The sequence below is a fragment of the Falsiroseomonas oryziterrae genome (assembly GCF_021864505.1).
GTDB lineage: Bacteria > Pseudomonadota > Alphaproteobacteria > Acetobacterales > Acetobacteraceae > Falsiroseomonas > Falsiroseomonas oryziterrae.
Genome location: NZ_JAKJIB010000123.1, coordinates 1 through 10,296, shown reverse-complemented (window position 1 = coordinate 10,296; position 10,296 = coordinate 1). Strand labels below are relative to the sequence as shown.

At 72.6% G+C, this 10,296-nt stretch carries 12 protein-coding genes and 1 pseudogene; 10 read left to right on the top strand and 3 right to left on the bottom strand.

The genetic code is table 11. The annotated features are described in order from the left end of the window. The coding region (locus L2I40_RS11790) for a tripartite tricarboxylate transporter substrate-binding protein (RefSeq protein ID WP_237215150.1) at nucleotides 1-837 on the bottom strand (837 nt) is incomplete at its 3' end. A 107-nt stretch (nucleotides 838-944) separates the two neighbouring features. Between L2I40_RS11790 and L2I40_RS11785 the strand changes: the two genes are divergently transcribed. The 10 genes from L2I40_RS11785 to L2I40_RS11740 all read left to right on the top strand — a co-directional run bounded on the left by L2I40_RS11785 (nucleotide 945) and on the right by L2I40_RS11740 (nucleotide 7,291). After that, complete coding sequence (locus L2I40_RS11785) at nucleotides 945-1,673, top strand: GntR family transcriptional regulator (RefSeq protein WP_237215149.1); 729 nt, start codon at nucleotides 945-947, stop codon at nucleotides 1,671-1,673. Next, nucleotides 1,670-2,407, top strand: a complete 738-nt coding sequence (locus L2I40_RS11780; RefSeq protein ID WP_237215148.1) for an amidohydrolase family protein — start codon at nucleotides 1,670-1,672, stop codon at nucleotides 2,405-2,407. The genes L2I40_RS11785 and L2I40_RS11780 overlap by 4 nt, the downstream gene beginning before the upstream one ends. 31 nt (nucleotides 2,408-2,438) lie before the next feature. Next, on the top strand, nucleotides 2,439-3,392 hold the full coding sequence (locus tag L2I40_RS11775) for a DUF808 domain-containing protein (protein ID WP_237215147.1): 954 nt from the start codon (nucleotides 2,439-2,441) through the stop codon (nucleotides 3,390-3,392). A 62-nt stretch (nucleotides 3,393-3,454) separates the two neighbouring features. Beyond that, on the top strand, nucleotides 3,455-3,799 hold the full coding sequence (locus tag L2I40_RS11770) for an FKBP-type peptidyl-prolyl cis-trans isomerase (protein ID WP_237215146.1): 345 nt from the start codon (nucleotides 3,455-3,457) through the stop codon (nucleotides 3,797-3,799). 79 nt (nucleotides 3,800-3,878) lie between these two features. Then, the gene (locus L2I40_RS11765) at nucleotides 3,879-4,565 is read left to right on the top strand and encodes an EthD domain-containing protein (protein ID WP_237215145.1); all 687 of its coding nucleotides are present in this window, start codon (nucleotides 3,879-3,881) and stop codon (nucleotides 4,563-4,565) included. Continuing rightward, nucleotides 4,562-4,912: a hypothetical protein gene (locus tag L2I40_RS11760; protein WP_237215144.1), complete on the top strand. Its 351-nt coding sequence runs from the start codon at nucleotides 4,562-4,564 to the stop codon at nucleotides 4,910-4,912. The genes L2I40_RS11765 and L2I40_RS11760 overlap by 4 nt, the downstream gene beginning before the upstream one ends. Before the next feature lie 152 nt (nucleotides 4,913-5,064). Further along, nucleotides 5,065-5,424, top strand: a complete 360-nt coding sequence (locus tag L2I40_RS11755; RefSeq protein WP_237215151.1) for an ArsR/SmtB family transcription factor — start codon at nucleotides 5,065-5,067, stop codon at nucleotides 5,422-5,424. After that, nucleotides 5,421-5,855: an SRPBCC family protein gene (locus tag L2I40_RS11750; protein ID WP_237215143.1), complete on the top strand. Its 435-nt coding sequence runs from the start codon at nucleotides 5,421-5,423 to the stop codon at nucleotides 5,853-5,855. Before L2I40_RS11755 ends, L2I40_RS11750 begins: the two co-directional genes overlap by 4 nt. Nucleotides 5,856-5,915: 60 nt before the next feature. Beyond that, nucleotides 5,916-6,866, top strand: a complete 951-nt coding sequence (locus L2I40_RS11745; RefSeq protein WP_237215142.1) for a DUF1579 family protein — start codon at nucleotides 5,916-5,918, stop codon at nucleotides 6,864-6,866. 5 nt (nucleotides 6,867-6,871) lie between these two features. Beyond that, on the top strand, nucleotides 6,872-7,291 hold the full coding sequence (locus L2I40_RS11740) for a VOC family protein (RefSeq protein WP_237215141.1): 420 nt from the start codon (nucleotides 6,872-6,874) through the stop codon (nucleotides 7,289-7,291). A gap of 18 nt (nucleotides 7,292-7,309) precedes the next feature. Here the strand turns inward: L2I40_RS11740 and gyrB are convergent, their stop codons facing one another. Both gyrB and L2I40_RS11730 read right to left on the bottom strand, forming a co-directional pair. Beyond that, nucleotides 7,310-9,763 (bottom strand): DNA topoisomerase (ATP-hydrolyzing) subunit B, encoded by a 2,454-nt coding sequence (gene gyrB, locus L2I40_RS11735; RefSeq protein WP_237215140.1) that lies wholly within the window; start codon nucleotides 9,761-9,763, stop codon nucleotides 7,310-7,312. Nucleotides 9,764-9,816: 53 nt separating this feature from the next. Then, nucleotides 9,817-10,296: pseudogene (locus L2I40_RS11730) on the bottom strand (DNA replication/repair protein RecF); the annotation flags it as partial.

Sequence of the window (10,296 nt, the reverse complement as noted above, 5' to 3'; positions counted from 1 at the left end):
GCCCTCGTCGCGCAGCGCCGCCAGCACTGCCTCGCGCAGCGCGGCGATTGCCGGCGCGGGCGTCGCGGCCGGCGCATAGAATCCGTTCCACTCGTTCAGCTCGAAGCCGGCGAATCCCTGTTCCGCGATGGTCGGCACCTCGGGCAGCGCGGCGATGCGCGCCGCCGTCGAGACGCCGAGCGCCTTCACCGTCCCCGCCCGCACCAGCTGCGTCGAGGACGAGACGGTGGCGAAGACGAAGGCGAGGCTGCCCGTCAGCAGGTCCTGCAGCGCCGGCCCGCCGCCGCGATAGGGCGAATGCTGCACGTCCAGCCCCGCACGCCGCAGCAGCGCGACGGACGCCAGATGCGCCGCCGTCGCATTGCCGGACGAGCCATAGGTCAGCTGCCCCGGTCGCGCGCGGGCGAAGGCGATGAACTCCGCCAGCGTCGAATAGGGCGCGTTGCGATGCGCGATCATGATCTGCGGCAGCGTCGTCAGCTGGGTGATCGGCGCGAAGGCAGTCGCGTAGTCGAAGGTCAGGCCGCGCAGCAGCACCGGCGTCGAGACATGGCCGAGCGCATCCAGCATCACCGTGTGCCCGTCGGGCGCCGCGCGCGCCACCTCGCCCGCGCCGATCGAGCCGCCGGCGCCGCCGCGATTCTCCACCACCACGGTCTGGCCGAGCACGGCCGACATCGGCCCGGCGAGCAGCCGCGCCGTGGTGTCGGCGCCGCCGCCCGGCGCATAGGGCACGACCATCCGCAGCGGCCGCGACGGCGCCCAGCCCTGGGCGAGTGCCGGCAGGGCGAGGGGCAGGCCAGCAAGGGCGGCGAGCGTGGCGCGACGGGTGGGCAAGGCGTCCTCCTCCGGCGGTCTCGGGCCGCCATGCGCGGCAGCCTAGACCAGTCCTGCAAAGGAGCAAAGGACTAGTCAGCGGCCATGACAAGGTGTTGGATGACGTCATGCCGGCGCCCCTGCCCGACACCCGCCTGCCGCTGCACGCCCGGCTCCGCGACGCCCTCGCGGCCCGGCTCGCGGCGGGGGAATGGCCGCCCGGCACGGCGCTTCCGGCGGAATCCCGGCTCGCTGCCGATTACGGCGTCGCGCTGCTCACCATGCGCCGTGCGCTCGGCGACCTCGCCGCCGAGGGGCTGGTGGAGCGCCGGCAGGGCCGCGGGACCTTCGCCCGCCACGCCCCGGCCGCCAGCCTGTTGCGCTTCTTCCGCCTGTCGGAGCCGGACGGCACGCCGATCCTGCCCGAAAGCCGCATCCTCGCTGCCGGCCAAGTCGCCCTCTCGCCCGGCCTCGCGGCACGGCTCGGCCGCCCCGCCGGTTCGCCCGCTTTGCGGCTCGAACGCCTGCGCAGTTGGCGTGGCGAGGTGCTGCTGGCCGAGACGATCCGCCTGCCCCTGCCCGAAGCCGCGCCGCTGCTGACCCTGCCGCCCGAGGAATACGGCGCGCTGCTCTACCCGCTGCTGCTCGAGCGCTGCGGCGTGCTTGTGGCGCGCGTGGAGGACGAGATCGCCGTCGCGCGTGCCGATGCGCGCATCGCACTCGCGCTCGGCGTCGCGCCCGGCGAGGCGGTGATCGCCGCGGAGCGCATCGCCTACGACGCCGCCGGCCGCGCGGTGGAGGCGCGCATCGCCCATGGCCGCGCCGACCGCTTCCGCTACCGGGCGACCGCGTCTTGATCGACGCGCATTTCCACGTCTTCGACCCGCGCTTCCCGCTGCCGGGCCATGACGGCTTCGTGCCGGAGGCCTTCACCGTGGCCGATTACCTGGCGCAGGCCCGGCCGCTCGGCGTGACCGGCGGCGTGCTGGTAGCGGCCTCGACCCATGGCCTCGACCCCGCGCCGATCCTCGCCGCGCTGCAGGAACTCGGCCCCGGATTCATCGCGGTGCTGAACGCCGATCCGGCGCTGGACGACGCCGCGCTGCGGCGCCTTGCCGCGGCCAGCGTGCGCGGGCTGCGGCACAATCTCTATCGCGGCATGGGACCGCTCGATGCCGCGCTCGACCTCGCGGAGCGCGCGCGGGACGCCGCGGGGCTGCATGCGCAGATCTATGCCGATGCCGCAGCGCTCGCACCCGCGCTGCCGCGGCTGCGCCGCCTCGCGCCCTGGCTCGTGCTGGACCATCTCGGCATGACCGAAGCCGGCCTGCCCGTCGTGCTCGACCTCGTCGCCGCCGGCGCGAAGGTGAAGGCGACCGGCTTCGGCCGCGTGGAGCTCGACGTGCCGGACGCGCTCGCGCGCATCGCCGCGATCCGGGCCGATGCGCTGATGTTCGGCACCGACCTGCCCTCCACCCGCGCGCGCCGGCCCTTCGAGGCCGCCGACATCGCCCTGCTGCGCGACGCGGTGGGGCCGGAGCGCGCGACGCTGGCGCTCGCCGGGAACGCGCGGGCCTTCTATCGTCTTTAGCGCGTTGCCCGCCACCGCCCGAGGAACCCTGATGGCCACCGGCCTGCTCGCCCTGCTCGACGACATCGCCGGCATCGCCAAGATCGCCGCGGCGTCCGTGGACGACGTGGCGGGGCAGGCCGCCAAGGCCGGCGCCAAGGCGGCCGGCGTGGTGATCGACGACGCCGCGGTGACGCCGCGCTACGTCGTCGGCTTCGCCGCGGCGCGCGAGATCCCGATCGTGCGCAAGATCGCAATGGGCTCGCTGAAGAACAAGCTGCTCATCCTGCTGCCTGTCGCGCTGATCCTCAGCGCCTTCGCTCCCTGGGCGATCACGCCGCTGCTCGTGCTCGGCGGCCTCTTCCTCTGCTACGAGGGCGCCGAGAAGGTCTACGAGGCCGTCTTCCCGCACGCCGCGCACCCCCACGAGGAAAAGGTGGGCGCCGCGCCCGCCGATCCGCGGGCGCTGGAGGATGCGAAGGTCGCCGGCGCCATCCGCACCGACTTCATCCTCTCCGCCGAGATCATGGCGATCACGCTCTCGACCGTCACCGAGGCCTCGATCGTCATGCAGGCGGTGGTCCTCGGCGTGGTCGCCGTCGCCATCACGGTCGCGGTCTATGGCGCGGTGGCGCTGATCGTGAAGGCGGATGATGCGGGCGTCGCGCTCGCCGCCACCGGCTCGGGCGCGCTGCGCGCCATCGGGCGCGGACTCGTCGCTGGCATGCCGGCCTTCCTGCGCGCGCTGGCGGTGATCGGCACGGCCGCGATGCTCTGGGTTGGCGGCGCCATCGTCATCCATGGGCTGGAGGAGTTCGGCCTCACCTGGCTTGGCCACCTGCTGCACGACGTGTCGCACGCCTTGCCCGGCTTCCTCGGCTGGCTCGCCGGCGCGGCGCTGTCGGGCGTGGTCGGACTGGTCCTCGGCGCCATCCTGATCCCGGTCGTGGAGCGGGTGCTGGCGCCCGCGGCCAAGGGCCTGCGCTGGGCGGTCGGCAAGGCCTGACGTCTGGCCAAGCGCCGCGCGCTGGTGTTCTGTCCCGTCACACCAGCAGGGAGACGGCCGGGATGCCGGTCAAGATGGACGACCTCGCCGAGGGCAGCGGCGCGATGGCGATGTCGGGCAAGACGGTGCATGTGCACTACACCGGCTGGCTGTTCGACGCCGCCGCGCCCGAGACCAAGGGCCGCAAGTTCGACAGCTCCCGCGACCGCGGCGAGCCCTTCACCTTCCCGCTCGGCGCCGGCCGCGTGATCCAGGGCTGGGACCGCGGCGTCGCGGGCATGCGCGTCGGCGGCCAGCGCCGGCTCACCATCCCGCCCGAATTCGGCTATGGCGCGCGCGGCGCGGGTGGCGTGATCCCGCCCAACGCGACCCTCGTCTTCGACGTGGAGCTGCTCGGCGTCGACTGATCCGGTCCGACCGCCGCGGGGGCTGACGCGACGCGTCGGCCCCGTAGGCGTGACCCGCCCCTCTCGTTATCGTTCCGGCATGGCCAAGCACCGCCTCTTCCTCGCCGCGCCGCCCGGCACGGACCGCGTCGGCTTCCGCGCGCGCGTGCTCGACCAGGCGCGCGCCTTCGACGCCGCGCCGCTCGCCGCACTGTCGGTGGATCTGGTGGACGCGACACCCGCCACGCCGCCCTGGCAGCGTCCGGGCGAGCCCGTCGCGCCGTCCGAGCCCGCCTTCGACGCGGTGCTCGACCTCTGGGGCGAGGGCGAGGCGCTGGACGAGGCGCTGATCTCCCTCGGTCCGCTGCTGCACGGCCTGCCGCACGCGTCCGTCCGCGTGGCCGAGACGGTGGAGAAGGACGAGCTGCCGCGTCCCGTGGGCCGCGCGGCCGGCGTGAAGTTCCTCTCGCTGATGACCTTCCACGACGACCTGCCGCCGCAAGCGGCGCGCCGCCTCTGGACGCACCACGCCGCCCTCGCGCTGCGCGTCCATGTCGGCATGGCGCGCTATGTGCGCGACTGGGTGGTGGCGGAGCCGCCGGGCGAGATCCCCGTGCCGCGCTTCCACGGCATCGCGGAGCTGCACTTCCCCTCCGTGCAGGCCATGACCGAGCGCTGGTTCGACAGCGAGGCCGGACGTGCGGCCATCGTGCACGATGTCGGGCATTTCCTGGCGCGCGCGACGCGGCTCTACACCACCGAGCACGTCGTGAAGGCCGCGCCGTGACGAGCGCCGCCACCGCCGCGCTGGTCGCGACGCTGGCCCTCGGCGTGCTGGTCGGCGTCGCCTGGCTGCAGGGGCTGCGGAGGCCGCTCTGGGTAAAGGCGCATCTCTACGTGGCACTCGCCGCCGGCGCGCTGGTGCTGGCCGCCATCGTGCTGCGCGTGCCGGGGCCGGGCGGCCCGCCGGGCTTCGTGCCGGTGCTGCTCCTCGGCCTCGCGATCGCCGCCGGCTACTTCGCCTATCGCACACGCGGCCTGCGCAAAGCGGGCGCGGAACGCCTGCTCGCTCTGCACATCGTCGCCGGGATCGCCGGCTTCTTCGCCTTCCTGTCCTGGATGGCGCGGCTGTAGCGCCTGATCCGCGAAGGCGGCATCGCCGGAGCGGTGAATCAGTCGCCCAAGCCACAGCTACAGCGTGGTCCGCGGAAGCGGGTCACGCTGTAGCCGCGCCGGGCGCAAGCGCGATCTCGTGATCCTCGCCTGACGCTGCGTGCTTGACCCAGGTGCCGCGGCTGACAATAGTTAGCCGTATGGCTAAGTATTCTCCACAGCCCCTCGACCGCGTCTTCGCCGCGCTCTCCGACCCGACCCGCCGGGCGATCCTCGCGCGGCTGGAGGCGGAGGAGACCGCGACGGTCAGCGAGCTCGCGCGGCCGCTGCCGATCTCGCTCCCCTCCGTCATGAAGCATCTCGACGTCCTCGAGGACGCTGGGCTGATCGCGCGGCGCAAGACCGGCCGCACCGTGGCCTGCCGGCTGACGCCCGCGCCGATGGAGGACGCCATGGCGTGGCTCGCGCGCTACCAGCGCTTCTGGACCGAGAGCCTCGATCGCCTGGCCGCCGTGGTGGAGGAGCAGCCGTGAACGTGACGGTCCCGAGCCTGACCCTGGTCCGCCGATTCCGCGCACCGCCCGCGCGCGTCTGGGCCGCCTGGACGAAGCCGGAGGTGATGGTGCTGTGGTTCGGCCCGCACCACACCCGCGCCGAGCACGCCGAGGCCGATCTCCGCCTCGGCGGCCGCTTCCGCGTGGCGCTGCGCGAGGACAATGGCGAGCGGCACGAGGTCACTGGCCTCTACCAGGAGATCGAGCCGGAACGCCGCCTCGTCTTCTCCTGGAACTGGGTCAGCACGCCGGAGCGCGTGAGCCGCGTCACCGTCGTGCTGCGCGAGGTGCCCGACGGCACCGAGGTGACGCTGACGCATGACCGCTTCACCGACGCCGACACCGCCACGCGGCACCGGCGCGGCTGGACGGAATCGCTCGAGCGGCTGGAGACGCTGCTCGCAGCGTGACGTGCCTCCCCGCGCCGGATCGCCGGCGCGGCACCAGAACGGACGAGGAAGGAACGCTCCATGGACACGCATGTCGCCGACCGCACGCTCTCGATCACGCGGCGCATCCCCGCCACGCCGGAGGAAGTCTTCGCCGCCTGGGTGAATCCCGAGAGCGTCCGGCAATGGTTCGGACCGCGCGGCATGACCGTGCCGCGCTGCGAGATCGACCTGCGCCCCGGCGGGCTGCACCACACGGTGATGCGCGACGCCAGCGGCAGGGATTACGACAACCCGCTGGTGATCGAGGCGGTGGAGCCGGGCCGCAGGCTGGTGCTGAGGGTGCCCGAGGTGACGGAGTGCCCGGTGCCGGGCGCGCGCGGCACGCTTCTCTTCCTGCCGGATGCGCATGGCACGCGCTTCGAGGCGCGCTGGGACCATCCCACCGTGGAGGCGCGCGCGCGCCATCTCGAAGCCGGCTTCGAGCGGGGCTGGGACGAGACGATCGACAAGCTGATCGCGCATCTCGCCTCGCCCGCGCCCGGGCTCTGCCCGATGGCCGCGCCGCTCACGCCCGAGCATGGCTGGCTGCACCGGCTGCTCGGCGAGTGGCGCTACGAGACCGAATGCACCGGCCCGGACGGCACGCCGATGCGCGCCGCGGGACGCGAGAGCGTGCGCTCTCTCGGCGGGCAGTGGGTGATCGGTGAGGCCGAGGGCACGATGCCCGGCGTCGGCGCCGTGCGCTGGGTGGTGACGATGGGGTTCGACGCGAAGGCCGGCCGATTCCGCGGCAGCTGGGTCGGCTCCATGATGCCGCACATGTTCCTTTACGACGGCGCGCTGTCGGAGGACGGACGGACGCTGACGCTGGACAACGAGGGCCCGTCCTTCGACGGGACCGGCACCTCGCGCTACCGCGACATCGTCGAGCTGCGCGACGCCGACACGCGCTTTCTGATGTCGGAGGTGCAGGGCGCGGATGGCGGCTGGACCCGCTTCATGACCGCGACCTTCCGCCGGGCCGGGTGAGCGTCGTGCAGGTCCAGCCCTACCTGTTCCTGGACGGCCGGGCGGAGGAGGCGATGGCCTTCTACCGCCGCGTGCTCGGCGCGGAAGTGACGACGCTGATGCGCTTCCGCGACGCGCCGGATCCGCCGCCGCCGGGCGCCGTCGCGCCCGGCAGCGAGGACAAGGTCATGCATGCGGAGATGCGCATCGGCGAGACGGTGGTGATGCTGTCCGACGGACGCTGCGGCGGGCAGCCCGCCTTCCAGGGCGTCTCGCTCGCGCTCAGCGTGGCGGATGCCGCCGAGGCCGATCGCATCTTCGCCGCGCTGGCCGATGGCGGGCAGGTGCAGATGCCGATCGGCGCGACCTTCTTCTCGCCGCGCTTCGGCATGGTCGCGGACCGCTTCGGCCTGTCCTGGATGGTGATCGCCGCGCCGGTGGGATGACCGGCGCGGGACCGACCGTCACACGTCGAGGTTGGCGACCTTCAGCGCGTTCTCCACGATGAAGTCGCGGCGTGGCTCCACCACGTCGCCCATCAGCGTGGAGAACACCGTCTCCGCCTCCTCGATGTCCTCGACCTTCACGCGCAGCAGCGTGCGGTTGGCGGGATCGAGCGTGGTCTTCCAGAGCTGGTCCGGGTTCATCTCGCCCAACCCCTTGAAGCGCTGGATCGTCAGCCCCTTGCGGCCCTGCGCGATGATGCGGTCCCACACCATCAGCGGGCCGTGCTGCGCGCTCTCCGCGGCCTCGAAGCCGAGCGTCGCGGCGCCGGCGCCGTAATCGGCGGCGAAGGTCTCGCGCCGCTCGTCCAGCCACCGCGCCTCCGCGCTCTTCAGCGCGGCGACGTCGAGCGCGTGGCGCTCCGTCACGCCGCGCACCGTGCGATAGAGCGACAGACCCGTCGCATCCGCCGTCGCCTTCCAGCCGCGCTCGTTCTCCGGCGCCAGCACGTCCAGCCGGCGCGCCAGCACCGCGGCGGCGTTCAGCGCGCGGTCCTGGTCCAGCGTCAGCGCGCCGGCGACCGCCGCCTGCTCCACGATCTGCGCCGGCACCTGCGCGGCAAGCCGCCGGATGCGCGCCTGCACCTGGCGCAGCGCATCGACCGCCTCGCGCAGCTCCGGCCCGCGCAGCTCCCGCCCGTCGGCGAACTTCAGCCGCGCGCCGGCCAGCGCCTTCTCCAGCAGGAAATCCTCCAGCGCGCGGTCATCCTTCAGGTAGCGCTCGTCGTTGCCGCGCTTGGCGCGGTAGAGCGGCGGCTGCGCGATGTAGAGGTGCCCGCGGCTGATCAGCTCGTGCATCTGGCGGAAGAAGAAGGTCAGCAGCAGCGTGCGGATGTGGCTGCCGTCGACGTCCGCGTCCGTCATGATGACGATGCGGTGGTAGCGCAGCTTCTCCGCCGCGAAGCCGCCCTTGTCGGCCGGCCCGGGACCGATGCCGGTGCCGAGTGCGGTGATCAGCGTGCCGACCTCGGCGCTAGACAGCATCTTGTCCATGCGCGCGCGCTCGACATTCAGGATCTTGCCCTTGAGCGGCAGGATCGCCTGGAAGCGCCGGTCGCGGCCCTGCTTCGCCGATCCGCCCGCGCTGTCGCCCTCGACGATGAAGAGCTCCGACTTCGCCGGGTCCTTCTCCTGGCAGTCGGCGAGCTTGCCCGGCAGCGTCGAGATGTCGAGCGCGTTCTTCCGCCCCACCTTCTCCCGCGCCAGCTGCGCGGCCTTCCGCGCCGCGGCCGCCAGCACGACCTGCTCCAGGACCTGCTTCGCCTCCTTCGGATGCGTCTCGAACCAGTGGCCGAGCGCGTCGGCGACGGCCATCTGCACCACCGGCTGCACCTCGGACGAGACCAGCTTGTCCTTGGTCTGCGAGGAGAACTTCGGATCCGGCACCTTCACGGACAGCACGGCGGTCAGGCCCTCGCGCATGTCCTCGCCCGAGAGCTCGACCTTCTCCTTCTTCGCCAGATCCTCGGCGTACTTCGCCACCACGCGCGTCAGCGCCTGGCGGAAGCCGGCCTGGTGCGTGCCGCCGTCGCGCTGCGGGATGTTGTTGGTGAAGCACAGCGCCACCTCATGCGGGCTGTCGTTCCACCACATCGCGAGTTCGACGCGGATGCCGTCCGTCTCCTTCGACACGACGGAGATCGGCGGCTTGAAGATCGGCTGCTTGGAGCGGTCGAGCCATTCGACGAAGGCGACCAGCCCGCCATCGAAGCGGAACTTCGCCTCCTTCACGTCGGCATGGCGCTCGTCGCGCAGGTCGATCGCCAGACCGCTGTTGAGGAAGGCCAACTCGCGCAGCCGCCGCTCCAGCACCGCGAAGTCGTATTCGGTCTTCGTGAAGGTCCGGTCAGAGGGCTTGAAGGTCACCTCGGTGCCGTTCGGGTGGTCCGACGGACCCACGACCTTCAGCGACTGCACCGTCTCGCCATGCTCGAAGCGGATGAAGTGCTCGCGCCCGTCGCGCCAGATGCGGACTTCCATCCACTCCGAAAGTGCGTTCACCACTGCCGCACCGACGCCGTGCAGGCCGCCCGAGACCTTGTAGGAATTCTGGTTGAACTTGCCGCCCGCATGCAGCCGCGTCAGCACGACCTCGGCGGCGGAGACGCCTTCCTCGGCATGCATGTCCACCGGGATGCCCCGCCCGTCGTCGAGCACGGTGACGCTGCCATCGCCGTTCAGCGTGACGGCGACGCGGGTCGCGTAGCCGGCCTGCGCCTCGTCCACCGCGTTGTCGATGATCTCGAAGGCCATGTGGTGCAGGCCCGAGCCGTCATCGGTGTCGCCGATGTACATGCCCGGGCGCTTGCGCACCGCCTCGAGCCCCCGCAGCACGGTGATGGAGGCACTGTCGTAGGCGTCGTTCCCCTCGGTCGGCTGGGTGGGGGGCGTGGCGCGCGCGGCGGCGTCGGACATGCCGGCGGGAACTCCTGGAAAGTGCGGCTGAATCGTTCAGTGGATATAGGGATTCAGACGGGTTTCGGCACGGGGAAATCGCCGATCGGAACGAGCCCGGAGGGCGTCGCGCCGAAGGCCTCCGCCGTGCCGCGGAGGGGGGCGAAGATATCCGCTTCGGTGCCTGTCAGGAACACCTGGGCCGGCAGGGCGGCAAGCGCCTCGTAGAGCGCGGCGCGCCGCCGCTCGTCCAGATGCGCGGCCACCTCGTCCAGCAGCAGCAGGGGCGCGAATCCGCGCGCCGCGCCGATCAGCGCCGCATGGGCCAGTACGACCGAGACCAGCAGCGCCTTCTGCTCCCCGGTCGAGCACAGCTCGGCCGGCAGGTCCTTCGGCAGGTGGGTCAGCGCGAGGTCCGCCTTGTGGGCACCGACCGCCGCCCCGCCGGCCGCCGCGTCGCGCGCCCGGTTGGCGGCCAGGTCCTCGCGCACCCGGTCCTCGACCGCGACTGCGGGCGCCGCATCCAGCGCGGTTGCGACCGGGTCGAGCAGCCC